The organism is Sphingomonas sp. LR59 (assembly GCF_036855945.1).
In the GTDB taxonomy this organism is placed as follows: Bacteria; Pseudomonadota; Alphaproteobacteria; order Sphingomonadales; family Sphingomonadaceae; genus Sphingomonas.
The window spans coordinates 685,592-711,173 of the sequence record NZ_JASPFL010000001.1 but is presented as its reverse complement, the minus strand read 5'-3'; the positions used below and the strand labels follow the sequence as shown (position 1 = coordinate 711,173).

Below are 25,582 nucleotides of genomic sequence, written 5' to 3'. Positions count from 1 at the left end.
GCGCCCGCCCTGCTTTGCAACACATCGATGCTGGAAGCGAAGAAGCGTTTAGACCGGAATGTCACCGCGTATCGTTACACGTTCCATCTTGCGGCGCGCAGGCCAATAGTCTGCGACGGGATAATGCTGCGTCGCTCGATTGTCCCAGATGACGACCGCGTTCGGCGACCATCTGAAGCGAACCTGATATTCGGGCACCTTGAACCGATCGAGCAGATACCCGAGCAATTCTGCGCTCTCGGCCTCATCTATCCCGTCGATCCGACTGGTGAAGCTCGCGTTGACGAACAGGACCTGCTCCCCCGTTTCGGGGTGCACCCGGACGATCGGATGGTGCTGTGGCGGAAACTCTTCGGCGAACGCGGCCCGGCGCTCGGGCTCGATCCGGTCGCCGAAATCGAAGAGCAGGTCATGCGTCGCGGTCCGCCCTGCGATCCGCGCTTTCACCTCGTCGGGAAGCCCCGCATAAACCGCGGCGGCATCGGCCCATAACGTGTCCCCACCGATCTTAGGGATTTCGCGTGCCCGCAACACCGCCCCCATCGAGGGTGCGGCGCGGAAGGTTACGTCCGCATGCCACTTGTCGAGCGTCTGGAAGCGCTGGTTGCCGGCGTTGTCCTCGACGCGTCCCTCCGAACCGCGAATGTCGAGGATTTCGGGATATCCCGGTACATGCTTGATGACCGGATGCCCTTCGAGGTCACCCCACACCCTGGCCAGCGTCAGATGCTGCTCGTGGGTGAGATCGAGATCCCGAAAGAACAGGACCTTGTGGCGCAGCAGCAGATCGCGAAGAGCTGCGGTCACTGGCGCATCGATTGATCCATCGATACGCAGGCCGGAGATTTCCGCGCCTAGTACCGGGCCGGATGGCGCGACTGATAGACCCGCGGTGTCGACTACACCCGCTGAAACCAGCGGCTCCCGTTCGATATCAGCCAAAGCAATCCTCCAACTACGATCAGAACACCCAGCCGCGCAAGCTCGGCCGATGCCACAACGAGCAGCACCCCACACACCAGGATCACGCAGGTGGCGACTGCCGCTCCAAGCGGCAAGTGAAAGCGGGCTTCCGGAATGCCGCGCTGGCGACGAAGACGGAGCAGCGCCGCGGCGCACCCCATGAAGATCAGCAACCGCGATGCGCTTGACGCTGCGATGCCCGTGACGAAATCGCCTCCGAGCGCCAGAAAAACGGCGACGATGCCGGTCGTTACGATGGCCACGTCCGGCGTCCCCCTGCCTGACGCGATGCGGCCGAATATCGCCGGCAATTGGCGGCTTTCTGACAGCGCAAGCATAAGTCGCGGAGCCGTGATCCATTGGCTGACGAGCGTACCGAGCACGATCACCGCTGCGGCGAGCTCGGCGCCACGCGCAACCTCGTTCCCGAACAAGCGGGCGAGCAGATCTCCGACGGGACGCTCGCTCAGCGCGAGGCTCGGCACGCCGCGCCAGCATGCGGCGATCACGCCTGCATACAGCGCAGTGACCACCGCCATACCGGCAAGCAGGGCGAACGGAACTGCGCGGCGCGCGTCTACCACCTCACCTGCGACCGCGGTTGGTCGTTCGAACCCGACGAATGCGAAGAACATCAGGATCAGCGCCGTTACGGGCTGTGCAGCTTTAGAGGGTAAGGTAGCGGGAGCCGCTGATGCGGTAAGGCCAGCGATGGCCACCCCCGCCAGCAAACCGAGCTTGAGGACGGTCAACGCACCGCTCGCGATTGCCGAGCGCCCCATGCCTGCACAGGTCAGGACGGTCAGTCCCAGTCCCGTACCGACCACTATCATGGTGTGTGCGTCAGGTGCCACCATGGTAGCGAAGAGGTTGAGCAGAGACGCTGCAGCCAAAACGGTCGCCGCCCACAAGAGCCAGCCTGCCGCGAACCCCGCGACCGGACCGAAGGCCGCCGTGCAATATTCGACAGGGCCCCCGCTTCCGTCCATGCGGCTGCCAAGCTCCGCAAGGCATAGCGCGGCCGCTAACGCGAGGATGGCTGCACCGGCTACGACCCAGCCGGTCGAGGCGCCTGCAAGCGCATAGACCTTGCCTGGCAGTCCGAGGATCCCCGCGCCGACGACGCAATTAATTGTAAGCGCCGTCAGCCCCCACCGCCCGAGCGAGCGAACGAGACTGACCCGGTCTGGACTGACGACCTCATTCGCGTCTTTCGAACCCAGTCTCATCACCGATCCGTCTCGAGCGCGGCCAGGTCGCTGTCGGGGAACAAAGCGTCGGTGAACCCGAATTGCGTCATGTCGGCAATCCGCTGCGGATACAGCACGCCGTTCAGGTGATCGAACTCGTGCTGGACGACCCGGGCGTGAAAACCCCGGGCCTCGCGGACGACGTCGCGACCGCCCTCGCCGATGCCACGGTAACGAATGTGCGTCGAGCGGGGCACCGATCCTCGCAGGCCCGGGATCGAAAGGCATCCCTCCCACCCCTCTTCGGTCTCATCGGTCAGGATGTCGACCTGCGGGTTGATCAACGTGGTCTTCGGCACCGGTGGTTCGTTTGGATAGCGCGGGTTGTCGTCGAAGCCGAAGACCATGACGCGCAGCTCAACGCCGATCTGCGGCGCTGCCAGGCCGACGCCGTTTGCCGCAGCCATCGTATCGTGCATGTCAGCAATAAGCTTTCTCAACTTCGGGTCGGCGAGGTCGACCACCGGCCGCGCAATGCGTAGAAGGAGCGGATCCCCCATCTTCAAGATCGGCCTGATCACAGCAACACCACCAGCTTGATGACCATCTCTCAGCCCTCACCCACTCGATTGCCTGCAACCTGATCTGCAGGATGAAAATCATGCCATGCCAGGCACCGAAAGCCGAGCGATGCAGCGCAAAACAAAAGCTCTGTCCACAATCCCCACTGTCAGCATAGGGATATCGCCATACAGGGCAAGCAGCGGCAAACGCTGACATAAAGGGGTATCATGGCAGCACATCCGTCATCGACGACGCGCGCGTTCTCGGCGCTTGCATTGATTGCAGGCATGGCAGCTTCGCCAGTTACCGCGCAGTCGATCGCGCAGTCGCCCAACGCGGCTGAAGCCGCCCCTACGGACGACGACGGCGAGATCACGGTCACCGCTCGCCGCCGGGAAGAGAGTCTGCTGACCACGCCGGTTTCCGCGACGGTCCTGTCGGACAGGAACCTTGTCCAGCAGAACATCCGCAACTTCCAGGATCTGCGCGGCGCCGTGTCCAATCTCGAACTGGTACCCCTGCTGTCCGGCGGCACGAGCTTCACCATTCGCGGGATCGGACAGACGTTCAATCAGGTCAATTCGGACACAAAGGCCGGCTTCTACGTCGACGAGATGTACGTCAGCCGGCAGGAAGGCAACGACCTTTACTTCTACGACGTCGCGTCGCTGCAGGTCCTAAAAGGCCCGCAGGGAACGCTGTTTGGTAAGAACACGACGGCAGGCGCGGTGTTGCTCACGACGCAGCGTCCGACCGATCGGTTTGAAGGCTTTGCGCAGGTCCGCGCTGGCAGCTTCAGGCGGATCGATACCGAGGGTGCGCTCAACGTGCCGCTGACCGATGGCATCTATGCCCGGGCAAGCTTTCGCACGCAGAGCGTACGCGGCTATATCAAGCACGTTCTGGACGACGACCGCAGCGGGAACGTCAACAATCAGTCGGGCCGCCTTCAGCTGCGTGTCGACAAGGGCGGGCCCCTCACGATCGATCTGCTCGGCGAGTATAACCGGTCGAAGACCGATGGCGGCGCGACCATACCCGTCGGCTGCCTTTCCACCGCGGGATACATTCAAAACTACGATGCCCTGCACGCCGTCCCCTATTGCACGGCCTATCCCGTGTTGGGGAAGGACTACACCGTCTATGGCGGCGCCACTCTCCTTGCGCCTACGAGCGCGGCCGTGACAGACATCGCGCGCGGTGGCGATGCAGGCGGTATCTCTCGTTATGCGGGCCGTGGCCCCTTCAACGACACCGACGCAACGACACTAAACGGCCGTCTCGGATATGATCTGGGCGGCGGCATCGCCCTGCATTCGATTACCGCGTATCGCCGCTCGCACGCCCAGTTCTACACGCCAGTGAACAACGCCCCGAACGACATCTACGCGGAATATGATGACACTCGCAGCACGCAGTTCACGCAGGAGCTTACGATCGGTGGTACCATCCTGGACGACCGCCTGACGTTTCTCGCCGGCGCCTTCTATTTCCAGCAGAAGACCGACTTCCTCCAGGATACCGGACCCGACTGGATCGATCCGCTTGGCTACGTCTACGACGCTTCGCTCAAGTATCGCAGCTACGCAGCCTTCGCGCAGGCGTCGTACAAGATCACGCCGAAACTCGAGGCGACTCTCGGCGGGCGTTACACCTATGATCGCAAGACGGGCTCGAGCTACGTCTTCTTCGCCGGCCGAGAGAACACGTTCCTCTACAACGGGGTGCCGACGCAGTGCGGCTATTTCAACGGTGACTTTCTCGGAGGGATCGCCAACTGCGGTGGTGCCCCATTCACAGCGCGCGATACCGATCACTGGGACGGCTTCGATCCGAAGCTTCAGCTTTCCTATCGCTGGTCCGACACGGTCTTCACCTATCTGACTGCCGCACACGGCTACAATTCCGGCGGCTTCAACCAGCAATTGGGCGGACCTTCAGCCGACGGACGCTTCCCGTCTTCCTACGACCCCGAAAAGCTGTGGTCGTACGAAGCCGGCGTGAAGCTCGACCTTCTCGATAGGCGAGCAGTAATCAACCTTTCCGGCTTCTATCAGAAATACACCGACATCCAGGCGAGCGTGAACGTCCTGGTCGGCAACGTCTCTACGCGCCAGGTTCAGAGCGCGGCCTCCGCTCACGAGGCAGGGTTCGAAGGCGAATTCGTGCTGCGGCCGGTGCGGGATCTGACGGTACGGGGCAACGTCTCGTATCTGACGCAGGGCTATGACAGCATTCGCCCGAACGCCGTAACTCTGACGCTCGATACGCCGGTCAATTCCGCACCGAAATATACCTACAGCGCGGCCGTAGCCTATGATCTGCATGTTGGAGATGGGCTTGTGACACCCAGTGTCGACGTCCGCGGTGTCGGCAAGAAGCCGGCGTGCCAGTCAGGGGCCGACTATGTTTGCCGCTTGCCGGCTTATGCCTTGGTTGGATTCCGGCTCGACTATTCACCTGACGCTGACGGGCGCTGGCGGATCGGCGTTTACGGGACCAACGTCTTGGACAAGGTGACGCAGCAGGCCCGTACGGGGTATTTCGGCGGCTTTGGCATCGACCGCTACACACCCGGTCGGCCGCAGGAGTTCGGTGTCGAAAGTTCGTTGCGGTTTTAGGGGGGATGTCGACGAGCCCGGACCGAGCTCGCCAAGAAACCGCGATGTTCCATGACCCACAACCGGCCGTTCATAGCGAGTTTGCCGACTCCCAACTTCAGACACTTGTTCACACGGTGGGCACGGTGCCGAAGTCGATCATGAACTCGCTGCCAGTAATGAAGCTAGCGCGCGCGGTTCGGTTGCGCGATGATGCAGCATGATCGTCGATCAACGCCAGGCTGATGCGAGTCTGAGGGGCATCGTGCGTTCCTTTGCCGAGCGACAGGCGCAGCTTGGCGTGGATGCCGTCACGTCACCCTTACCGGCGAGACCTGATCAATTCATCGAGTTTTATCTGCAGGATCGCTATCGCGTTTCGCACGATGATCGCGCAGCATCATTCGCGCCCGAAGTCGTGATCGTCGGCCCCCAAAGCTACCGGCGCACACGCCTCATCCTGTCCGGCAGCATCCACGTATTCACGATCCGATTTCAGCCTGCTGGATTCCATGCTCTGTTCGGCACGCCGATGACCGCGTTGGTCAATGAAGGCGTCGCGATTAGCGACGTCATCGGCCCGGCCGCGACGGATCTGCGGGATGCAGTCATGTTGGCTTGCAACTTCGATGAGCGGGTCAGCGCCGCAGAGCGCTGGTTGAGGAGCAAACTCGATCCCTTATCCCCCGTTGACCCGGTGGCGTGTTCCGCCGCGGCGTTGCAACGTGCGGGGGAAGGTTGAGCGTGCGCGCGCTTGCCCGGGGGCCGAACTCAGTGACCGACAGTTCACGCGCCGGTTCGAGCGGCAGGTCGGCCTCACCCCCAAATTGTTCGCGCGAACGGTACGCCTGAATGCAGTACTCGACGCGAAGGTCCGCTTGCCGTGTGCTACCTGGACGGAGTTGGTCCACGACGCCGGTTATGCGGATCAGGCACACTTTGTACGCGATTGCCGTGCCCTCGCCGGAGGTCCTCCCGCCAGCTTCTTTGCAGAATGGGCCCGAGGGCGCTGACGCTTTTGTTCAATCGCGGTCGTGTCGCCGGCGCTAATCCGGTCCCAGCTATGGAGGATGCGACATGGACCGGCGGCAAACGATATTGGGGCTACTTGCGGTAGGACCGTTAATGAGCAGTGGGATAGGGGCAGCGATGCTGAACACGACGGCTGACAAGGTGCGGCGGCTGGCGGAACGATACGCCGATGCGTGGAACGCCTCCGACATGGACGCGATGGCCAAGCTGTACGCTGATGATGTGCACTGGGTGAACATCGTGGGCATGCACTGGCAGGGCAAGGCGCAGGTCGACCAGGCTCACCGCGTGTACTTCGGCATCATGTTCAAGGGTGTCCCTCTGATGCTCGAAGCAGTCGAGTCCGCCGTCGCGCTGCCCGGAGGAGCCGTCGTCACCGTGCTTCGATGGACAATTGGCGCATTCAAAACGCCCTTCGGCGAGCAGATGCCGCCAAGCCGCGATCGCATGTCACTCGTTCTGATCCCGCAAGCGGATGAACTCGTCATCGCGCATGGTTCTAACGTTCAGATCAATGAGCAAGCGCAAAAGTCTGACCCTATTCGTCAAAAGCAGCGATAGCCGACGCAGGATCGGAAACGCAGAGGCCCTGCTGACAAATCAGCTCAGGGGCTCTGCCCGACCTCCTCTTTCACCGGCTTTGGCGGCGAAGACCCATAGCCGGTCATTCGCGGTTCGTTTTCGGCTTCCCAACTTCAGACATTTGTTCATCGAAATATTTGTGGTCGGCTTCCGGGCTGCCGACGCGGGAGCGAACTTATAATACGCGATCGCTCGCCATCGACCGCGTGCCAAGCCTCAGTTTAGGATGGCGCCGCTGTTCGCCCGCGTGAAGGCTTCGTCCGGATCAGGCGTCGCGCCTCTGTCCTGAGGGCGATCGCCGTATCCCGGTCGCTTGGCGAGATCGTTCCATCGACCCAAAATATCGACCTTGTAGACCGGTTCGCTCCAGTCGTTCGCACGACCTCGTCAAACGCGATCGATACTGCGTCATCGCCATAGCGGAGGATGCCGGTCACCCTCTCCGTGATCGCGTCAGCAAGCCGGCTTCTGATCGTCCGACTTGCCCGGCCATAGCTTGACGATGACGTGCGGTACCACTCAGCCCTTCGCCAACGGCGCGAGATATTGCTCGTCGCTCACCTTTTCCATCCAGGTTACGGGTGTGCCATTCACAGATTCCTGGATGGCGATGTGAGTCATGGCGTCATGCGCGGTCGCGCCATGCCAGTGCTTGTGTTCAGGGGGCACCAGAGCTGGTCGCCCGCATGGAATTCGAGCTTCGGTCCGCCCTCGACCTGCGTCCAGCCGACACCTTCGGTGACGATGAGCGTCTGCCCGGCCGGGTGGGTATGCCAGGCGGTGCGTGCGCCCGGCTCGAAATGGACCACGGCACCGCCGACGCGCGACGGCTCGGGCCGCTGGAATTGTCCGGTGATCGTGACCTTGCCGGTGAAATACGCGTCGGGGCCGGGGACCGTCTTCAGGTCTGCCTTGCGGGATATATCCATCTTGCTCTTTCCTTGCTGTGCGTGTGCGACGCCATTGGACGCCAGGAGAATTGCCGAAATTGTCAGAACTCTGATCATCATCGTCCTCGATAAACAGTGCGCAACGCTGCGGTGGCCCTCTGCTGTGAAGCCAAAAATCATAATTGCTGCGCGGTCGGGCGGAAGATGATCTCGTTGACGTCGACATCATCGGGCTGACTGATCGCAAACGCCGCCATCCTGGCAAAGCTGTCGGCTGAGATACCGACCTTGCCGACATAATCGCTGTTTGCGGAGCGGACGCCCTCGTCCGAGATCTGCTCGAGCAACTCGGTCTTCACCGCGCCGGGGCACAGGATAGTGGTCCGGATGTTGTAGTCCTTCACTTCCTGACGGAAGCCTTCGCAGATGGCGCGGACCGCGAACTTCGTGCCGGAATAGACCGCCGATGCTGGGAAGACGACGTGGCCGGCAACGGAAGAGGTCGTGATCACCTGGCCCGATTTCTGCGCCTTCATATGCGGCAGCGCGGCCGCGATTCCGTACAGCACGCCCTTGATGTTGACGTCGACCATGCGGTCCCATTCATCCACCTTGAGGCTTTCCAAAGCCGACAGGGGCATAATCCCGGCATTGTTGATGAGGACGTCGATCCCGCCAAAGCGCTGTACGGCGGTGTCGACGAGGTTGGCGACCGCTGCACGGTCGGTAACGTCGGTCTGCACAGCCAGAGCCTGTCCGCCCGCCGCCACGATCTCTGCGACGAGCGTTTCGAGGCGACCTGTACGGCGCGCGCCGAGCACGACCGTCGCGCCGCACGCCGCCAGATGCCGTGCCGCCGCCTCGCCGAGGCCGCTCGAGGCGCCGGTAATCACGACGACCTTATCTTTGATACGGTCAGTCATTTCACTGCCCTCCATTTCAGCAATTGATCGGGGCGGCGATACGCCGACCTCGATGTGCTTACGTTGCAGACGGAATATGGGACACGCGGCAGGCTAGATTACCCGCTATCTGGTTGATGCTTCGATGAACAGATTTCATCAATCCGAACCATCAGCATCCAACGCGACTCCGCGATCGATTGGTCGACAAATCCGGGAGATTGTCTGGATGACACGCTGGTCATTCGCGTTAAATACGGCGAATACCGTTTCAAAGCACACCCGTCCAAACTGCAACGGACCCAGTAATGCCTTTGATCGATCGACGAATGCTGTTGGCGGGACTCGCCGTTGGCGCTGCCACTTCGAGGACTGCGTGGGCAGCCAATCCCGTTCTGCCGGGCTGGTACGCCGATCCGGAGATCCGCATTTTCGGCGATCGATACTGGATCTATCCGACCTATTCCGCCGACGGGCCCGTCCCCGCCCCGCCCAGCCGGTTCACCCGTTGGCAAACCCATGAACGCGCCTCGCCGACGATATGGAGCCCGTTTCTGCGACAGACGTTTCTCGACGCGTTCTCCTCGCCAGACCTGGTATCCTGGACCCGCCATCCGCGCGTCCTCGACGTCAAGGACGTCGACTGGGCGGCCTATGCGGTGTGGGCCCCTTCGGCGATCGAGCAGGATGGCCGCTATTTCCTGTTCTTCGGCGCGAACGACATCAAGACCGACCGACAGCGCGGCGGAATCGGCGTGGCGGTCAGCGACCGCCCGGAAGGCCCGTTCCGCGACGCGATCGGCAAACCCCTGATCGGCAGCATCGTCAACGGCGCGCAGCCGATCGACCAGATGGTGTTCCGCGACGACGATGGAACCTGCTACCTGTATTATGGCGGCTGGAAACACTGCAACGTTGTGAAGCTGTCGCGAGACCTCACCAGCCTCACCCCGTTCGCGGACGGCGAGACGTACAAGGCGATCACCCCCTCCGCCGACTATGTCGAGGGACCGTTCATGCTGAAGCGGCGCGGAATCTATTACCTGATGTGGTCGGAAGGCGAGTGGACGGGACCGCTGTACAGCGTCGCCTACGCTACGGCTTCCAACCCTCTCGGACCGTTCACACCGCGCGGCAAGATTCTCGAGCAGGACGCGCGCGTCGCTCGCGGCGCGGGGCATCATTCCGCTGTCTGCATCCCTGGAACGGATGATTGGTATATCGTCTATCACCGACGTCCCCTGGGTGAGACGAACGGCAATCATCGTCAGGTCGCGATCGAGCGGATGCATTTCCGTAAAGACGGCAGCATAGCGCCGGTCGTTCTGACCCAGGGCGGCGTGACGGCCCGACGCCTGCCGGTGGCGACTAAAGCGAGGCCAGGCTCTTAGGAGGCGCCATCAGCCGGATTTGCTACCGCTTTTCGTGGTCGAAGTTCGAAGACGAGCAGCGTCGACGTCGCCGTCGCGCAGAGCTGCCCCTTCTCGTTGACCAGGGTCGCCTCCGAAAATGCGGCGCGACCGCCCATCGACACAAGGCGTCCGACCGCCCGGATCTTCCCGCTGGAATCGTTCAGCGGGCGTAGAAACGACACCTTCAACTCCAGCGTCGTATAGCCGAAGCCCGGTTTCAACCCGGTGTGCGCAGCGATGCCGCAGGCACTGTCGAGGATTGCCGAGATATACCCGCCGTGCACCGTTCCCATCGGATTGTAGGACGTGCCGTCCGGCGTGGCTTCGAAGACGGCATGCCCGTATTCGACCTCGACCAGCGAGATGCCGAGCTTTTCCCCGAGCGGAGGCTGCCGCCCGGTCGCCAGCATCGCGCGAACCTGGGCAAGCCCGTCAGGAGTGATCGGAAGGTCAGTCGTCATGGGTCGATCTCACATAGCGGTTCTTGGTAAAGCAGAGGCAACGACTGGATCTCAACGATTTCCAGGCGCTCGGAACGAGGCAGCGGCGCCACGACTGGCCGCTGCGCGCGCTGCCAGTACCTGATCAACCGCCAAGACCGACCGTCTGTCCACCATCCACGACCATCGCATGACCGACCATGAACGCAGCCGAGTCGGAGCAAATGTAGAGCACCGCGGCGGCGATCTCCTCGGGCTTGCCCATGCGGCCGATCGGCTCCTGCGCGATCATCTTCTTCTGGCCTTCCTCGGTACCGCCAGACACCCGGTCGGTGATCATCGGCGTTTCGATGATGCCGGGGCAGATGACGTTCACGCGGACATTGTCGCCGATATATTCGAGCGCAGCCGACTTGCTCATTCCGATCACGCCGTGCTTGACGGCAACGTACCCGGCCTGCCCTGCAATTCCGACGACGCCTGCGCCCGACGAGGTGTTGACGATCGCGCCGCCGCCCCGCTTCTGCATCAGCGGAATCTGGTATTTCATGCAGAGGAACACGCCGCGCAGATCGATCGCGGTCATGCGGTCGAAATCCTCCTCACTGAGGTCCGCCAGCAGGATCTGCTGCTGCTCGATACCGGCGTTGTTGAACGCGATGTCGATGCCGCCAAAAGCCTCGACCGTCTTGTCGAGCGCGGTACGAACGTCCTCGCTCTTCGAGACGTCGCAGGTGATCCCGACCGCGCTGCCCCCCGCTGCCTCGATCGCCGCGACGACCTCGGCAACGCCGTCTCCGTTCAGATCAACGACGGCGACATGTGCACCAGCCTCGGCGAAGGCGATGGCAGTGGTGCGCCCGATTCCATTGGCGGCGCCGGTGACGAAGGCGATCTTGCCTGCGTAATTCTGGTTCTGGTCGGCCATCTCGATTTCCTTCGCGCTGAAGCGGCTCGATCGCCGCGGATATGGTTCAGAACGAAGTCGGTCGATGCCGCTTCCATGAAATCCCCTCACCGATCCGGTGCAGTAGCCTCATTGGGCCGACAGGCCGCTGCGGTCGTTCCTCGTGACTAGATTTAAAGACAAGCCCGGGATGCCCGTACATGAAGCCGCATATCATCTGTCACATGGCCAGCAGCATCGACGGCAGGATCCTGCCTGAACGCTGGACGCCAAGCGGCGCGCATTCGCATGATATTTACGAGGACCTGCATGACAGGCTCGGAGGCGGGTCATGGCTCGTCGGCCGTGTCACCGGCCAAGAGTTCGCCAAGCGCGACGCGTATCCGGACCAGCCGGAGGCGAGCTTTCTCCGTACCGCCTGGCTCCCGAACCACGCGGCGGAAGCGTATGGCATCGTGTTGGACGCTCATGGCAAGATCGCGTGGGGGCGTAGCGATGTAAGCGGCGATCCTATCGTGGTCGTGCTAACCAAGGCGGTATCGGACGCGCATCTCGCGGGACTGCGCGAGGACGGCGTCGGCTATGTCTTTGCCGGCGAGACCGACCTCGACCCGCACGAGGTCGTAGAAATTCTGAATACCGAACTGGGGATCGACCGCCTGCTCCTCGAAGGCGGCGGTCACCTCAACGGCGGCTTTCTCCGTGCCGGCCTCATCGACGAGATCAGCCTGATGCTCGTGCCTGCGATCGACGGGGCATCGGGCGCTCCGGCCGTTTTCGAAGGCTCCGGCACGGCGGCTTCGGAACGGTTGCCGATCGATACTCTGGCGTTGATGAGTCATGACGTCATGGACGGCGGGACCGTCTGGCTTCGGTACCGGGTCACTCCAGCCTGACGGTTCGCGGTTTTACGGGCGTGTGCATGAGCAGCGCTCACCAAGGCATCAACGTCTGGCTGAATTGTCGGTCGGATCGTCCTTCCCTAAATTAGCATTCTTCGCAGCCAACCGTTCGTCCCCGAACCGGCACGGCACGAGCGCCCGGATCCGTCGCGATCCCCCTCCACGACGGGTCCGGGCGCATTTGGCACAATCAGGAGAGCCATCATGGCAAGTCCCATCGCCGCGGTTGCGGACACGGATGCCGCGCGCATCGACGATCGGCCCGCCCGCTGGGGCGCGGTATATGCAATGGCGCTGTGCAGCTTCGTGCTGATCGCGTCCGAGTTCATGCCGGTCAGCCTGCTGAGCCCGATCGCACACACGCTGAATCTGACCGAGGGCAAGGCCGGACAGGCGATTTCCATATCCGGGCTGTTCGCGGTCATCACTAGCCTGTCGCTGTCCTCCGTACTGGGGAAAACGGACCGTCGGATCGTGCTGCTCGTCCTGACCAGCCTGCTGGTGGTCTCCGGTGCCATCGTCGCGTTTGCGCCGACCTATCTGGTCTTCATGGCCGGCCGCGCGCTGCTCGGTATCGCCATCGGCGGGTTCTGGTCGATGTCGGCTGCGATCGCCATGCGACTGGTGCCGAGCCACGCGGTCCCCAAAGCGCTCGCGGTCATCAGTGGCGGCAATGCACTGGCCACCGTGCTCGCGGCGCCGCTGGGCAGTTTCGTCGGCAGCCTGATCGGGTGGCGCGGCGCATTCTTCTGCGTGGTACCGGTCGCCGTCGCGGCCGTGATCTGGCAGGCGCTGACGCTGCCACCGCTTCCGGTTGCAGAACGACAGAGCGCCCGCGGCATGTTCGCCCTGCTGCGCCGGCCGCCCGTGGTATTCGGCCTGCTGACCGTCGCGATGCTGTTCGTCGGGCAGTTCGCGCTGTTCACCTATCTCCGCCCGTTCCTCGAGCAGGTGACGCATGTCTCGCCGGCCATGCTGTCGATCATGCTGCTCATTCTCGGCGTATCCGGATTCATCGGCACCGTCCTGATCGGGCGGGTGCTGAACGGGGGCCTGTTCCTCACCCTTGCCGTGCTGCCAGCGTTGATGGCGGCAACGGCGGCGGCACTGACGGTGCTTGGTACGTCCGTCGTGGCGGTCGGAATATTGCTTGCGGTTTGGGGTTTCGCAGGCACGTCCGCGCCGGTGGCGTGGTGGACATGGCTGGCGCGCACGGTGCCCGACGAGGCCGAGGCTGGCGGCGGGCTGATGGTGGCGATCGTGCAGCTCGCGATTACGCTGGGCGCGACGATGGGCGGCATCGTCTTCGATGCAGCGGGTCCGCGCGCCGAGTTTCTCGCCAGCGCCGGCCTTCTTGCGATTGCAGCACTCGCCGCGGTCGCGATCGGCCGAGCCGATCGTCGCCCCGCCGCCCCTGCCCAAGCCGTAGCGGCATGAAGCAGGCGCTGGCGATCCTGCGCTTCCTGCGCGACTGTGACGAACGGGGAGAGCGGGCCGCGCTGGTGACGCTGACCGACGTCACCGGCAGCGCGGCCCGCGCGCCGGGCGAGCATATGGCGGTGGCCGAAAGCGGACGGTCGCTGGGCTCGTTTTCCGGTGGGTGCGTGGAAGCCGCCGTGATCGCAGAGGCGCAGGAGGCCCTTGCCGAAGGGCGCGCACGTCACGTGCGCTATGGCGACGGTTCGCGCTACATCGACATTCGGCTGCCCTGCGGCGGGGGCATCGACCTGCTGTTCACGCCGACACCGGATCGTCGGCAGATCGATCGCGCCATCGCCATTCTGGAACGGCGCGAGCCGGTCGTGCTCCACCTCTCGCTCGACGGGACTATCATTGCCGCTTGGTCTCGCGACGGTGATCGCACGCGGTGGCTCGATACGATTTTCAGCGTACGTCACGATCCGGTCCTTCGGCTGGTCGTCATGGGACATGGCGCAGAGCCCGCCGCGATGCTCGACATCGCCCACGCCTATGGCGCCGACGCGACGCTGTTGAGCCCCCAGGCCTCGCTCGTCGAGGACACACGGCGGCAGGGACGATCCGCGGATCTTCTCCGGTTCGTCGGCCGCGTGGACGGATTGGCGATCGATCCCTGGACCGCGGTCGTGACGCTGTTCCACGATCACGACTGGGAGACGCCACTCCTGCTCCAGGTCCTGGAGCAACGCCCGTTCTTCATCGGCGCGATGGGCAGCATGAAAACGCATATCGAGCGTCAGCGGCGCCTTCTGGAAGCATGGGCGGAGCGCGATGATATCGCGCGGGTTGTCGGCCCCGTCGGTCTGATCAAGGCGACACGCGATCCCCAGACGCTAGCGCTCTCGATCATGGCGCAATTGGTCCAGGCCTATGAAGCGACAACGGCGCTCGAAAAGCCTCGCCCGGAGAGTTGGGCCATGAGCCATCCTCATGGTTTCATTGAACATCATGCACGCTCCAAACGGCACGGCGACGCGTTACAGTCCGAGACAATCGTTGATGTAGATCAGACAGTTACCGCGGACGCGCGGTACGGCAGCAAGAGAGATGAAGCCCATGCCCAGCATATCTGAAGTAGAGCTTTCGCGCCGTGGGCTCCTCGCGGGCAGCGCGGCGACAGCCGTGATCGCCGCATCGCCGGCCGGCGCCGTCGCGACGACGCCGCCCCAGGCTAGCGCCACGCCGACCATGCCGGCGCGGTTCAAGGTCAATGGTGAGAAGCGCGAGCTCAGCCTCGATCCGCGGACGACCCTGCTCGACGCGCTGCGCGAACACCTGCACCTGACGGGCACCAAGAAGGGCTGCGATCATGGCCAGTGCGGCGCCTGCACCGTGATGGTCGATGGGGTCCGCATCAATTCCTGCCTGAGCCTCGCGGTGATGCACGAAGGCGACGAGATCACGACGATCGAGGGCCTCGGCACGCCGGACAAGCTGCACCCGATGCAGGCGGCCTTCATCAAGCATGACGGCTATCAATGCGGCTATTGCACGCCGGGTCAGATCTGCTCGGCCGTCGCGGTCCTCGACGAGATCAAGCGTGGCGTGCCCAGCCATGCGCAGGGCGACCTGATGACCAAGCCGACCGCGACGAACGTCGAGATGCGCGAGCGCATGAGCGGCAACATCTGCCGCTGCGGTGCCTATTCCAACATCGCCGAGGCCATGGCCGAAGTCGCGGAGCAAAAGCATGAGAGCTTTCACCTATGAGCGCGCGAAGGATGCGAGCGCCGCGGCGCGCGCGGTCGCCGGCAACCCGGCGGCCAAGTTCATCGCCGGCGGGACCAACCTGCTCGACCTGATGAAGATCGAGGTCGAGACGCCGACGCATCTCGTCGACGTGCAGGATCTCGGTTTCGACAAGATCGAGGCGACGCGTGAAGGCGGGCTGCGCATCGGCGCACTGGTGACCAACACTAACCTCGCCGCCGACGAGCGGGTTATGCGCGATTACGGCGTGCTGACGCGCGCGATCGTCGCGGGGGCATCGGGCCAGTTGCGTAACAAGGCGTCGACCGCCGGCAATCTGCTCCAGCGCACGCGCTGCCCGTATTTCTACGACACCAACATGGCGTGCAACAAGCGCAAGCCGGGTTCGGGCTGCGCCGCGATCGGCGGATACTCGCGCCAGTTGGGCGTCATCGGCGTCAGCGATAGCTGCATCGCGACGTTCCCGGGCGACATGGCCGTGGCGATGCGCGTGCTCGACGCGGTGGTCGAGACCGTCGATGCGACCGGTCAGCGCCGCTCGATCCCGATCGCCGACTTCCACCGGTTGTGGGGTGATACGCCCCAGCAGGATACCGTGCTGAAGCAAGGCGAGCTGATCACCGCCGTCACTTTGCCGAAGCCGCTCGGCGGCAAGCATTTCTACGAGAAGGTGCGCGATCGCGCATCCTACGCCTATGCGCTGGTGTCGATCGCCGCGGTGATCCAGCCCGATGGCACCGGGCGCGTCGCGTTCGGTGGCGTGGCCCCCGCCCCTGGCGTGTCGAGGCGGCGGATGCCTTGCTGCCCCGCGGTGCCGCCGCAGTGACGGCGCGTGCGTTCCAGGGTGCGACGCCGACCAAGGACAACGCGTTCAAGCTGCCACTTGCCACCCGCGCGCTGGCCTCGGTCCTCGCCGAAGCGAAGGCATAAGTCCATGAAGTTCGAAACACCCGCCACTACCAACCCGATCGACCGCATGAAGGTTGTCGGGCGTGCGCAGACCCGCATCGACGGCCCGCTCAAGACCACCGGGCTGGCGCCCTACGCCTATGAACGTCACCGTGAGATCGAGAACGCCGCGTATGGCTATGTCGTCGGCGCGGCCGTTGCCAAGGGACGCATCAACGCGGTCGACACGGCCGCAGCCAAGGCCGCGCCCGGCGTCATCGCGATCGTCACCGCTGCCGACGTGGGCAAGCTCGGCAAGGGCAAGTTCAACACCGTCAAGCTGCTCGCCGGACCCGACGTCGATCATTACCATCAGGCGGTCGCCGTCGTCGTCGCCGAGACGTTCGAGCAGGCGCGTGCGGCCGCCGGTCTGGTCCGTGTCGATTATGCTCGGGGCAAAGGGCGCTTCGATCTCGACGCCGCGTTGAAGACGGCTCCGCTTACCGATGCGGAAAAGCCCGGCAAGGGCGAAGACCGGGTTGGCAAGTTCGAGACCGCGTTCGCATCCGCGCCGGTCAAGCTCGACGCCGAATACACCACGCCGGATCACAGCCATGCGATGATGGAGCCGTTTGCCTCGATCGCCGCCTGGAACGGCGATGCGCTGACGGTGTGGACCTCGAACCAGATGATAGACTGGGGACGTACCGATCTCGCCACCACGCTGAATATGCCTAAGGAGAAGGTCACCTTCCTGTCGCCCTATGTCGGCGGCGGTTTTGGAGGGAAGCTGTTCCTACGCAGCGATGCGGTGCTGGCGGCCCTCGGCGCAAAGGCGGCGGGGCGCCCGGTCAAGCTCGCGATGAGTCGCCCGTTTATGGCCAACAACACGACGCACCGTCCCGCCACGCGCCAGCGCATCCGCATCGGTGCGACCAAGGACGGCACGATCACCGCGATCGCGCACGAGAGCGGCTCGGGCGACCAGCCTAACGGCAGCCCGGAGGCCGCCGTCCTGCAGACTAACCTGTTGTACGCCGGCGCGAACCGCCTGACGTCGATGCGGCTGGCCGTGCTCGATCTGCCCGAGGGCAACGCGATGCGCGCGCCGGGTGAAGCCCCGGGCCTGATGGCGCTAGAGGTCGCGATGGACGAGATGGCGGAAAAGCTCCGCATGGATCCGATCGCCTTCCGCGTGAAGAACGACACGCAGGTCGATCCGAAGGACCCCAAGCGCCGCTTCTCACAGCGCCAGCTGGTGCGCTGCCTGACCGAGGGCGCGCAGCAGTTCGGCTGGTCGCGCCGCAACGCGCAGCCCGGCCAGGTCCGCGACGGTCGCTGGCTGGTCGGGATGGGCGTGGCGTCCGCGTTTCGCAACCACATGAACATGACGTCGGGCGCGCGCGTCCGGCTCGGCAAGGACGGCATCGTCACGGTCGAGACCGACATGACCGACATCGGGACCGGCAGCTACACGATCATCGCGCAGACCGCGGCGGAGATGATGGGCGTTCCAATCGAAGCCGTCGTGGTGAAGCTCGGCAGCTCGGCATTCCCGGTCTCAGCCGGGTCGGGTGGCCAGTTCGGCGCCGCCAATTCAACGGCGGGCGTTTATGCAGCTTGCGTCAAGCTGCGTGAGGCAGTTGCGCAGCGCCTTGGCTATAATTCGGCCGATGCCGTCTTTGACGGCGGCCGGGTCACGAGCGGCAATCGCTCGGCCGACCTTCGCAAGGCGGCGTCTGCGGGCGAACTGATGGCCGAAGACAAGATCGAATATGGCGACCTCGACAAAAGCTGGCAGCTGTCCACCTTCGGCGCACACTTCGTCGAGGTCGGCGTCGATAGCTATACCGGCGCGACCCGCCTGCGCCGGATGCTGGCGGTCTGCGCGGCCGGACGGATCATCAATCCGACATCGGCACGCAGCCAGGTGATCGGAGCGATGACAATGGGTGTCGGCAGCGCGTTGATGGAGGAACTGGCGGTCGACAAACGCTTCGGCTTCTTCGTGAACCACGACCTCGCCAGCTACGAGGTGCCGGTCCATGCCGACATCCCGCACCAGGAGGTGATCTTCCTCGACGAGGCCGACGACAAGGCCAACCCGATGAAGGCCAAGGGCATTGGCGAACTGGGCCTATGCGGCGTCGGCGCGGCGGTTGCGAACGCGATGTACAACGCGACCGGCGTCCGCCTCCGCGACTATCCACTGACCCTCGACAAGCATCTCGACCGATTGCCGGCGGTGGCGTGAGCCACGCCGGTCGATCCGCGGCGGTTGCAACGAATGGGAGACAAGACGATGATACCCGAAAAGACCGCCCTGCTGCTGATCGAGTACCAGAACGACTTCGTTAGCGAAGGCGGCGCGCAGCATGACGCGGTGAAGGCGGTGATGGCCGACACCGACATGCTGCCGCACAGCCGGGCCGTCGTTGAGCAGGCGCGCGCGCGCGGCGTGACGGTGATGCACGCGCCGATCAGTTTTGCGGACGGCTATCCCGAGATGCCGTCCGATCCCTACGGCATTCTGGCCGGCATCAAGCAGGCGCAGGCCTTTCGCAAGGGCAGCTGGGGCGCGGCGATCGCCGATGCGATGGCACCGGCCGATGGCGACATCGTGATCGAGGGCAAACGCGGTCTCGACTGTTTCGCCAGCACCAACATCGATTTCATCCTGCGCCAGCGCGGCATCACCGATCTGGCGATCGCCGGCTTCCTCACCAATTGCTGCGTCGAGTCGACCATGCGCTCGGCATATGAACGCGGCTTCCGCGTCGTCACGCTGACCGACTGCACGGCAACCTTGAGCCCCGAGGAACAGGAGGCGGCGGTCACGAAGAACTTTCCCATGTTCTCACGCCCGATAACGCACGACCAGTTCCTGGACGATCTGGAGACAAATGCGTGAAGTTCGACACGCCTGCGGGCACTACGCCGATCGACCGCCTCTCCGTGGTCGGACGGGCACACTCGCGCGTCGAGGGTCCCCTGAAGACGACCGGGACGGCGCGTTACGCGGCCGAGCATCACGACTTCGCGCCGGATGCGGCGCATGGCTACATCCTCGGCGCAGCGATCGGCAAGGGACGTATCGAACGCATCGATACCGGGGCGGCACGCGCCGCGCCTGGCGTCCATGCGATCGTCACGTATGAAAATTCCGGTCCGATCGGCAAGGGCGAATTCTACACGCAGCGTATTCTGGCCGGGCCATTGGTCGATCATTATCATCAGGCGGTGGCAGTCGTCGTCGCCGACACGTTCGAACAGGCGCGCGCCGCGGCGGCATTGATACGCGTGACTTATGCTCGCGGAAACGGTCGCTTCGATCTGGCCGCGCAGAAGCCTTCCTCCCCGATCGCGCCGAAGGAAGCGTTCGGCGGCCCGAGCGAGCAGTCGGTCGGCGCCTTTGCGTCCGCGTTCGCCGGTGCCCCGGTCAAGGTCGACGAGACCTACACCGTTCCCGATCAGGCGCATGCGATGATGGAGCCCCACGCATCCATCGCGCGCTGGGATGGCGACAAGCTGACGTGCTGGACGTCGATCCAGGCGATGAACTGGGGCTGTCGAGACCTGGGCCTCATCATCGGCACGCCGAAGGAAAATATCCGCCTGCACTCCCCCTTCATCGGCGGCGGTTTTGGCGGCAAGGGTACGACGCAGAGCGATCTTGCACTTGCGGCCATCGCCTCGCGCGTATCTGGTCGTCCGGTCAAGGTCGTTTTGCAGCGCCCGTTGATGTTCAACAATACCATTCACCGGCCCAAGACGATCCAGCGCATTCGATTGGGCGCCGGCAAGGACGGCCGCCTCATTGCCATCGGTCACGATAGCTGGTCGGGCAACCTCGCCGGTGGCCGTACCGAGCCTACCACCCTTCCGACGCAGCTGATGTATGCGGGAAAGAACCGCCTGTTGCGTCGCTATCTCGCCCCTCTCGATCTCGCCGAGGGCAACGCCATGCGCGCGCCGGGCGAGGCGCCGGGGATGATGGCGCTGGAAGTCGCAATGGATGAGCTTGCCGAAAAGCTCGGCATGGATCCGGTCGCGCTGCGTATCGCAAACGACACGCAGGTCGACCCTGCAAAACCCGAACGCCGTTTTTCCACTCGGCCGTTCGTGCAGTGCCTGAAAGAGGGCGCGGACCGCTTCGGCTGGAACGCGCGGGTCGCAAAACCCGGCAGCCGGCGTGAAGGCAAATGGCTGATCGGCATGGGTGTCGCCAGCGCGATCCGCGGCGCACCGATCATGAAGGCCGGCGCTCGCGTACGGCTGGGCAAGGACGGGCACGTCACGGTCGAGACCGACATGACCGACATCGGCCAGGGCAGCTACACGATCGTCGCGCAGACCGCCGCCGAGATGATGGGCGTTCCCTTAGACAGCGTGACCGCGAAGCTCGGGGACTCGACCTTTCCCGAGACACCCGGCTCGGGCGGTCAGGCGGGGGCAGCGTCGGCCACCGCCGGCGTCTACGCTGCATGCGCGAAGCTGCGCGACCTCGTTGCGCAGCGGATGGGCTTCAACACGACCGATGTGACGTTCGCGGACGGACTCGTCAGTTCGGCGGGTCGGTCGGTGCCGCTCGCCGACGCCGCCAGGGACGGCGAGATCGTCGCCGAGGATGTCATGGAATTTGGCGACCTGAGCAAGGAGTATGCGCAGCAGACCGTTGGTGCGCATTTTGCCGAGGTCGCCGTGGACGGCTATACCGGCGCGGTCCGCGTGCGCCGGATGCTGGCGGTCTGCGCCGCGGGACGGATCCTCAATCCGCTAACGGCGCGCAGCCAGGTGATCGGCGGGATGACGATGGGGATCGGCGCCGCGCTGATGGAGGAGATGGCCGTCGACACCCGCTTCGGCTTCTTCGTCAATCACGACCTTGCCGGCTACGAGGTGCCCGTCCACGCCGACGTCCCGCATCTCGAAGCGCATTTCATCGACGAGGTCGATGCGACGATGTCGCCGCTGAAGGCCAAGGGGGTCGGCGAGCTGGGCCTGGTCGGCGTAGCGCCGGCGATCGCCAACGCGGTGTACAACGCCACCGGCGTTCGGGTGCGCGAATATCCGGTGACCCTCGACAAGCACTTCGCAGGCCTGCCGGAAATCGCGTGACGCGACAGACCTGCAGCCGCGTTGCGAGGCGCGCGGCTGCGTTCACCCACACTAGTGCGCTAAAGCGTGGATGACCGCAGCCGCCCTCGCGTCAGGGTTCGGTACGCGCACCCGGCGTGAAGCCGTTGGCTGAAGCTGCGTAGGCAATGGCGAAGGCGACGCCAAGCAAGGCCAGCATCGCGGGGAAAAACGCCGCGACGCCGGCGCTGCGATAGATCAGCGCGCCGACCGCGCCGCCGCATGCGATGCTCACGTTCCAGACCGTCGTCAGCATGGCGCCGACGATATCGACGCCCTCGCCCGCCGCGTCGGAGGCCACCGTCTGGATCGAGGTCGCAGCCCCGCCGAACGTCAGGCCCCACAGGACGACGCCGACAAGGATGACGCTGTCGCTGTGCGGCAGAAAGCCGAGCACCGCAGTCGCAGCGGCGAACACCGCGAGACTGGCGAGGACGTGGAGGCGCAGGTGGCGGTCCACAGCGGCACCCGCGATCCAGATCCCTGCGAGCGCGGCGCATCCGAACACCAGCAGCAGCAGGCTCACCCGGTTACCGTCGCCGGCCCATTCCGTATACGGCGCGACATAGGTGTAGAGAATGTAATGCGCCGTTACCCACGCGAACGCAGTGACAAGAATCGGCGCGACACCCGGCATCCGCAGCACGGCCAGGTTCGACAGCTTGCGCTCGGGCGGCTGGCCGGCGCTGTCCGGCATCTTCCACGCGACCGCCCCGGCCAGGCATAGCGCGAGCGCGGCCAGCACCAGGAACGCGGTCCGCCAGCCGATCGCCCCGCCCGCGAACGTGCCCAGCGGCACGCCGACCGACAGCGCCAGCGGGGTGCCGATCATCGCCAGTGCGAGCGCGCGGCCCTTCAACCGATCCACTACCAACCGGCGCGCATAGCCTCCGAGGATGCCCCAGCCGAGCCCGGCGGAAACGCCCGCCGCAAACCGCGCGACGAGCGTTACCGCATAGCTGTGGGAGAGCGCGGTCACGACATCGAACACCAGCAGGCCGAAGATTGCCGCGAGCAGGAGTGGCTTGCGCGCATAGCTCTGCGTGACACTGACGAGCGGAATGGCCGCCATCACCGATCCGACGGCATAGACCGTCACCATCTGGCCAGCGAGCGCGCGCGATATGTCCAGATCATCGGCGACCTGGGGCAACAGACCTGCGGGGAGCGTCTCGGTCACGATCGCGGTGAACCCGGTCAGCGCGAGCAGGATGAGCGCGCCAACGGGGAGCGTATCGCGCTCGGCGCGCGCCTGTGGTTCGATATCCAAGACTTTACCTTTGTGCGATCGCCGGACGAGCGAGGCGCCCGATCGATGGGAGAGGACTGTCCTACGATCCGCCCGCGCAATCGTGGCATGGCGGCAGCTCAACGCCCGGATGAGCAGGCGTCCATGACGGCCGTAACGCGGCGCGGATACCGTCGCACACTGAGCGTCGCTCATCATGGCATCAACGCAAGATCGTGTTGTTCGGGTCGCTGGTGGCGATTAGATCAAGATCGACACACGTGCCGGTCAAGGATCGCCGCGCTGGATGCCGCCATCGCCGATGCGCTGGCGACCAAGCCGCGGCTCCACGGCGTGCGGCTCGGGCTTGGCGAAGCTGCGGCGGTCGCGTGCCATGGGGGCGTAAGGGGAAGGTGACGATGCGCACTATCGAGGCAGGACGCCCCATTCTCTGCCTGTTGGCCCTGTTGCCGGCGTGCGGCCAACCGGCCGCGACCGCGAAGGCAACCAACGCCGTGGTATCCAATGGAAACAGTGCCAGAGAGACACGAACAATGGCGACGATCGAAATCGATGCCGGCACCCGGCAATGGACCGCGCAGATCGCAGACACCCCGTCGTCACGCGATTTCCTCGCGCAGCTGCCGCTCGATCTGACGCTGACCGATTATGCAGCGACGGAAAAGGTCGCCACTCTGCCCAGACCGCTGACCCGCGACGGCGCACCGGCCGCGGTCACGCCCCGCGCCGGAGAGATCGGCTATTACGCGCCCTGGGGTAACATCGCGCTCTACCACAAGGATGGCCCGCACTCTCCCGGCCTCGTGATCCTCGGTCGGATCGACGGCCCTTACGCCGATCTCGCGAGCCCGGGTGCCGTGAAGGTGACGATCCGACAGCGCGTTGCTCCTCCGACGAAACGCTGATCCTTCGAGCGAGGACGTCCCTGCCGAAGCCGCAGTCGCCCGTCGATCGCTTGCGACGCTAACCCATAGACCGCAGGATACACCATGACGACCAGCCGATCCGACCTCGCCGACCTGACCTACTTCCTGGCAATCTCCCGACATCGAAGTTTCAGGCTCGCCGGGCTCGAACTCGGCGTCAGCGCATCGGCGCTCAGCCATGCCTTGAAGGGGCTAGAGGCACGACTAGGCGTACGCCTCCTCCACCGCACCAACCGGAGCGTCACCCTGACAGCCGCCGGCGAGGAACTGCGCGACAAGGTGGCTGAGCCTTTCGGCACGATCGATCAGGCCGTTGAAAGCCTCAACCGCTATCGCGACGCGCCGACCGGACGGGTTCGTCTGAACGTGGCCGCCGAAGCGGCGCCCTTACTGCTTGCGCCCGTCATGCCGATCTTCATCGAGCGGTATCCCGACATCGAGATCGACATCGCGGCGCGCGATCAGATGACCGACGTTATCGAAGACGGCTTCGACGCGGGGATTCGGTACGGCGGAACCGTGCCCGAGGACATGGTGGCGCAGCGTCTGTCGAGCGAACTCCGCTGGGTCGTCGTCGCGTCGCCCGCCTATCTTGAAAAGTTCGGCGTTCCGCAGCATCCATCTGATCTCGAACACCACCATTGCCTCGGGGTCCGCCTCGGCAATGCGCATATCTATCGCTGGGAGTTTGAAGGCCCCGAGGGTGAATTCTCGGTACCCGTGGCGAGCAAGGTCCTCGTCAACGGGGGCGAGCGATGCTGGCCATGGCGCTCGCGGGGACCGGACTTATGTACGGCATGGAGGCAACCTTCGCCCCCTATATCGCGCGCGGAGAACTACGCCCGGTGCTAGAGGACTGGTCAACGATGGGCCCGGCATACCACATCTATTATTCCAGCCGTCGCCAAGTGCCGACTGGCCTGAAACTTTTGATCGAACTCATTCGCGAGTTGCGTCCGCTAGGCCTTTAGACACGCGAATTGGAAATGCGCATGCAACGTCGGCGCTCATCGCGAACTGCTCGTACCATCGGTTGTCGTAGACATGCGCCATGCGCTCCTTGGCATCGAAGACCCAGAAGCAGACGTCCCCGCCCCTTCCCAGCTTCCCAACTTCGGCCGCTCGTTCATCTCCGCGTTACGACTGCTTTTGGCACCTGACCCTGCGATTTCGAATGTCGCGATTGGGCGATAGTTTAGGAAGCAGGCTGTCCAAGTCCGAGTTTTGTGCCCGATGAGCTGCGGACGGCTTTTGGAAAAGGCTCAGGCACGGGATGAGCGGCGACGCTATGTCGAACCGTAGGTGCCAATCCGGATTCCTCATTCCACAAAACCAGGACTGTAGCGATCGGTGCGGCGGTGAGGATCAGCAGGAAAAGGCCCATCAGCCATTCGTTGGTCTCTAGCGGCTTTGAGAGGCTACCGCCGGGCTGCATCGAGGGGCTAGGTCGCATCGCGCGCCTGCCGGCTTTCCTGGGGTGAAACGGTCGGTCCGCGGTCGCTCGGTGGGCAGACGGCCTGATCTGCGACCGATCATAGGCGGCGCGTGCTTCCTTCTTTCCCAAAACGGATACGCCTCGTTGATCGCTTTCGCACGAGCAGAAACATCCACACCATGATTGGCATCGGGGTGATATTGACGGAGCAGCGCTTTCCACGCGGCGTGGATAGTGACGCGACTTGCCGTCGAGGGAACACCTAAAACAGAATAATAGTCGGGTGAGACAGCCATTTAGCCGTTACTTGCGGCGAAAACGCGAAAAAGGAAAGGCCGCCTGGCGCGTGATCTTAACCGGACGTTCTCAGTGATG

The 25,582-nt window shown here is 64.1% G+C and carries 24 protein-coding genes and 1 pseudogene; 16 read left to right on the top strand and 9 right to left on the bottom strand.

The window, feature by feature from the left end; translation table 11 throughout:
- Positions 1–48 precede the first annotated feature (48 nt).
- The 3 genes from QP164_RS03330 to def are packed head-to-tail and all read right to left on the bottom strand — an operon-like array spanning position 49 to position 2,734.
- Positions 49–942: a TauD/TfdA dioxygenase family protein gene (locus tag QP164_RS03330; protein ID WP_333922121.1), complete on the bottom strand. Its 894-nt coding sequence runs from the start codon at positions 940–942 to the stop codon at positions 49–51.
- A complete protein-coding gene (locus QP164_RS03325; protein ID WP_333922120.1) occupies positions 900–2,192 on the bottom strand; it encodes an APC family permease in 1,293 nt (430 codons plus the stop codon). Before QP164_RS03325 ends, QP164_RS03330 begins: the two co-directional genes overlap by 43 nt.
- On the bottom strand, positions 2,192–2,734 hold the full coding sequence (def, locus tag QP164_RS03320) for a peptide deformylase (RefSeq protein ID WP_333922119.1): 543 nt from the start codon (positions 2,732–2,734) through the stop codon (positions 2,192–2,194). Before def ends, QP164_RS03325 begins: the two co-directional genes overlap by 1 nt.
- A 210-nt stretch (positions 2,735–2,944) precedes the next feature.
- Here def and QP164_RS03315 point away from each other — a divergent pair, with 210 nt between their 5' ends.
- From QP164_RS03315 to QP164_RS03305, 4 genes are all read left to right on the top strand, one after another.
- Positions 2,945–5,338 carry a TonB-dependent receptor gene (locus tag QP164_RS03315; RefSeq protein ID WP_333922118.1) on the top strand — a complete coding sequence of 798 codons (2,394 nt, stop codon included), beginning with the start codon at positions 2,945–2,947 and terminating at the stop codon, positions 5,336–5,338.
- A gap of 199 nt (positions 5,339–5,537) precedes the next feature.
- On the top strand, positions 5,538–6,059 hold the full coding sequence (locus tag QP164_RS03310; RefSeq protein ID WP_333922117.1) for a DUF6597 domain-containing transcriptional factor: 522 nt from the start codon (positions 5,538–5,540) through the stop codon (positions 6,057–6,059).
- Complete coding sequence (locus tag QP164_RS19720) at positions 6,043–6,330, top strand: helix-turn-helix domain-containing protein (RefSeq protein WP_443027414.1); 288 nt, start codon at positions 6,043–6,045, stop codon at positions 6,328–6,330. Before QP164_RS03310 ends, QP164_RS19720 begins: the two co-directional genes overlap by 17 nt.
- 136 nt (positions 6,331–6,466) lie before the next feature.
- Complete coding sequence (locus tag QP164_RS03305; protein WP_333922116.1) at positions 6,467–6,910, top strand: SgcJ/EcaC family oxidoreductase; 444 nt, start codon at positions 6,467–6,469, stop codon at positions 6,908–6,910.
- 638 nt (positions 6,911–7,548) lie between these two features.
- On the opposite strand, the gene QP164_RS03300 is transcribed toward QP164_RS03305, so the two are convergent.
- Together QP164_RS03300 and QP164_RS03295 are read right to left on the bottom strand one after the other, a co-directional pair.
- Positions 7,549–7,860 carry a cupin domain-containing protein gene (locus QP164_RS03300; protein WP_333922115.1) on the bottom strand — a complete coding sequence of 104 codons (312 nt, stop codon included), beginning with the start codon at positions 7,858–7,860 and terminating at the stop codon, positions 7,549–7,551.
- A gap of 137 nt (positions 7,861–7,997) precedes the next feature.
- Positions 7,998–8,744, bottom strand: coding sequence for an SDR family oxidoreductase (locus QP164_RS03295; protein ID WP_056504455.1), 747 nt, complete (start codon positions 8,742–8,744; stop codon positions 7,998–8,000).
- 308 nt (positions 8,745–9,052) lie between these two features.
- On the opposite strand from QP164_RS03295, the gene QP164_RS03290 reads away from it, so the two are divergent.
- A complete protein-coding gene (locus tag QP164_RS03290) occupies positions 9,053–10,114 on the top strand; it encodes a glycoside hydrolase family 43 protein (RefSeq protein WP_132898275.1) in 1,062 nt (353 codons plus the stop codon).
- Here QP164_RS03290 and QP164_RS03285 read toward each other — a convergent pair.
- Both QP164_RS03285 and QP164_RS03280 read right to left on the bottom strand, forming a co-directional pair.
- On the bottom strand, positions 10,111–10,596 hold the full coding sequence (locus QP164_RS03285; protein WP_056024468.1) for a PaaI family thioesterase: 486 nt from the start codon (positions 10,594–10,596) through the stop codon (positions 10,111–10,113). The genes QP164_RS03290 and QP164_RS03285 overlap by 4 nt on opposite strands.
- Positions 10,597–10,720: 124 nt before the next feature.
- Positions 10,721–11,503, bottom strand: a complete 783-nt coding sequence (locus QP164_RS03280) for a glucose 1-dehydrogenase (protein ID WP_132898250.1) — start codon at positions 11,501–11,503, stop codon at positions 10,721–10,723.
- Positions 11,504–11,682: 179 nt separating this feature from the next.
- Here QP164_RS03280 and QP164_RS03275 point away from each other — a divergent pair, with 179 nt between their 5' ends.
- The 8 genes and pseudogenes from QP164_RS03275 to paoC (QP164_RS03240) all read left to right on the top strand — a co-directional run bounded on the left by QP164_RS03275 (position 11,683) and on the right by paoC (QP164_RS03240) (position 21,579).
- Positions 11,683–12,378 carry a RibD family protein gene (locus QP164_RS03275; protein ID WP_056024461.1) on the top strand — a complete coding sequence of 232 codons (696 nt, stop codon included), beginning with the start codon at positions 11,683–11,685 and terminating at the stop codon, positions 12,376–12,378.
- 210 nt (positions 12,379–12,588) lie between these two features.
- Positions 12,589–13,821 carry an MFS transporter gene (locus tag QP164_RS03270; protein WP_252574838.1) on the top strand — a complete coding sequence of 411 codons (1,233 nt, stop codon included), beginning with the start codon at positions 12,589–12,591 and terminating at the stop codon, positions 13,819–13,821.
- Complete coding sequence (locus QP164_RS03265; RefSeq protein WP_056024456.1) at positions 13,818–14,936, top strand: XdhC family protein; 1,119 nt, start codon at positions 13,818–13,820, stop codon at positions 14,934–14,936. Before QP164_RS03270 ends, QP164_RS03265 begins: the two co-directional genes overlap by 4 nt.
- Positions 14,920–15,573: an aldehyde dehydrogenase iron-sulfur subunit PaoA gene (paoA, locus tag QP164_RS03260; protein ID WP_333922114.1), complete on the top strand. Its 654-nt coding sequence runs from the start codon at positions 14,920–14,922 to the stop codon at positions 15,571–15,573. Before QP164_RS03265 ends, paoA begins: the two co-directional genes overlap by 17 nt.
- Positions 15,554–16,503, top strand: a pseudogene (locus QP164_RS03255) (FAD binding domain-containing protein). The gene paoA and the pseudogene QP164_RS03255 overlap by 20 nt, the downstream one beginning before the upstream one ends.
- 4 nt (positions 16,504–16,507) lie before the next feature.
- Positions 16,508–18,715: an aldehyde oxidoreductase molybdenum-binding subunit PaoC gene (gene paoC, locus QP164_RS03250; protein ID WP_333922113.1), complete on the top strand. Its 2,208-nt coding sequence runs from the start codon at positions 16,508–16,510 to the stop codon at positions 18,713–18,715.
- A gap of 48 nt (positions 18,716–18,763) precedes the next feature.
- Positions 18,764–19,372: a cysteine hydrolase family protein gene (locus QP164_RS03245; RefSeq protein ID WP_333922112.1), complete on the top strand. Its 609-nt coding sequence runs from the start codon at positions 18,764–18,766 to the stop codon at positions 19,370–19,372.
- Positions 19,369–21,579, top strand: coding sequence for an aldehyde oxidoreductase molybdenum-binding subunit PaoC (paoC, locus tag QP164_RS03240; protein ID WP_333922111.1), 2,211 nt, complete (start codon positions 19,369–19,371; stop codon positions 21,577–21,579). Before QP164_RS03245 ends, paoC (QP164_RS03240) begins: the two co-directional genes overlap by 4 nt.
- Positions 21,580–21,670: 91 nt before the next feature.
- Here the strand turns inward: paoC (QP164_RS03240) and QP164_RS03235 are convergent, their stop codons facing one another.
- Positions 21,671–22,867 (bottom strand): MFS transporter, encoded by a 1,197-nt coding sequence (locus tag QP164_RS03235; protein WP_333922110.1) that lies wholly within the window; start codon positions 22,865–22,867, stop codon positions 21,671–21,673.
- A gap of 512 nt (positions 22,868–23,379) precedes the next feature.
- Here QP164_RS03235 and QP164_RS03230 point away from each other — a divergent pair.
- The 3 genes from QP164_RS03230 to QP164_RS03220 all read left to right on the top strand — a co-directional run bounded on the left by QP164_RS03230 (position 23,380) and on the right by QP164_RS03220 (position 24,743).
- Entirely contained in the window at positions 23,380–23,751 is a 372-nt protein-coding gene (locus QP164_RS03230) for a cyclophilin-like fold protein (protein WP_333922109.1), read from the top strand.
- A gap of 84 nt (positions 23,752–23,835) precedes the next feature.
- Positions 23,836–24,624, top strand: coding sequence for a LysR family transcriptional regulator (locus QP164_RS03225; RefSeq protein WP_333922108.1), 789 nt, complete (start codon positions 23,836–23,838; stop codon positions 24,622–24,624).
- Positions 24,528–24,743, top strand: a complete 216-nt coding sequence (locus QP164_RS03220) for a LysR substrate-binding domain-containing protein (protein WP_333922107.1) — start codon at positions 24,528–24,530, stop codon at positions 24,741–24,743. The genes QP164_RS03225 and QP164_RS03220 overlap by 97 nt, the downstream gene beginning before the upstream one ends.
- A 430-nt stretch (positions 24,744–25,173) precedes the next feature.
- On the opposite strand, the gene QP164_RS19715 is transcribed toward QP164_RS03220, so the two are convergent.
- Entirely contained in the window at positions 25,174–25,503 is a 330-nt protein-coding gene (locus tag QP164_RS19715) for a DnaJ domain-containing protein (protein ID WP_443027413.1), read from the bottom strand.
- Between the last annotated feature and the right edge of the window lie 79 nt (positions 25,504–25,582).

Excerpts from the sequence above, each read along its gene's own strand:
- QP164_RS03325 (WP_333922120.1), bottom strand. The coding sequence starts at position 2,192 with ATGAGACTGGGTTCGAAAGACGCGAATGAGGTCGTCAGTCCAGACCGG.
- QP164_RS03315 (WP_333922118.1), top strand. The coding sequence starts at position 2,945 with ATGGCAGCACATCCGTCATCGACGACGCGCGCGTTCTCGGCGCTTGCA.
- QP164_RS03310 (WP_333922117.1), top strand. The coding sequence starts at position 5,538 with ATGATCGTCGATCAACGCCAGGCTGATGCGAGTCTGAGGGGCATCGTG.
- QP164_RS03305 (WP_333922116.1), top strand. The coding sequence starts at position 6,467 with ATGCTGAACACGACGGCTGACAAGGTGCGGCGGCTGGCGGAACGATAC.
- QP164_RS03300 (WP_333922115.1), bottom strand. The coding sequence starts at position 7,860 with ATGGATATATCCCGCAAGGCAGACCTGAAGACGGTCCCCGGCCCCGAC.
- QP164_RS03295 (WP_056504455.1), bottom strand. The coding sequence starts at position 8,744 with ATGACTGACCGTATCAAAGATAAGGTCGTCGTGATTACCGGCGCCTCG.
- QP164_RS03290 (WP_132898275.1), top strand. The coding sequence starts at position 9,053 with ATGCTGTTGGCGGGACTCGCCGTTGGCGCTGCCACTTCGAGGACTGCG.
- QP164_RS03285 (WP_056024468.1), bottom strand. The coding sequence starts at position 10,596 with ATGACGACTGACCTTCCGATCACTCCTGACGGGCTTGCCCAGGTTCGC.
- QP164_RS03280 (WP_132898250.1), bottom strand. The coding sequence starts at position 11,503 with ATGGCCGACCAGAACCAGAATTACGCAGGCAAGATCGCCTTCGTCACC.
- QP164_RS03275 (WP_056024461.1), top strand. The coding sequence starts at position 11,683 with ATGAAGCCGCATATCATCTGTCACATGGCCAGCAGCATCGACGGCAGG.
- QP164_RS03270 (WP_252574838.1), top strand. The coding sequence starts at position 12,589 with ATGGCAAGTCCCATCGCCGCGGTTGCGGACACGGATGCCGCGCGCATC.
- QP164_RS03265 (WP_056024456.1), top strand. The coding sequence starts at position 13,818 with ATGAAGCAGGCGCTGGCGATCCTGCGCTTCCTGCGCGACTGTGACGAA.
- paoA (WP_333922114.1), top strand. The coding sequence starts at position 14,920 with ATGCCCAGCATATCTGAAGTAGAGCTTTCGCGCCGTGGGCTCCTCGCG.
- paoC (WP_333922113.1), top strand. The coding sequence starts at position 16,508 with ATGAAGTTCGAAACACCCGCCACTACCAACCCGATCGACCGCATGAAG.
- QP164_RS03245 (WP_333922112.1), top strand. The coding sequence starts at position 18,764 with ATGATACCCGAAAAGACCGCCCTGCTGCTGATCGAGTACCAGAACGAC.
- QP164_RS03230 (WP_333922109.1), top strand. The coding sequence starts at position 23,380 with ATGGCGACGATCGAAATCGATGCCGGCACCCGGCAATGGACCGCGCAG.
- QP164_RS03225 (WP_333922108.1), top strand. The coding sequence starts at position 23,836 with ATGACGACCAGCCGATCCGACCTCGCCGACCTGACCTACTTCCTGGCA.
- QP164_RS03220 (WP_333922107.1), top strand. The coding sequence starts at position 24,528 with ATGCTGGCCATGGCGCTCGCGGGGACCGGACTTATGTACGGCATGGAG.
- QP164_RS19715 (WP_443027413.1), bottom strand. The coding sequence starts at position 25,503 with ATGGCTGTCTCACCCGACTATTATTCTGTTTTAGGTGTTCCCTCGACG.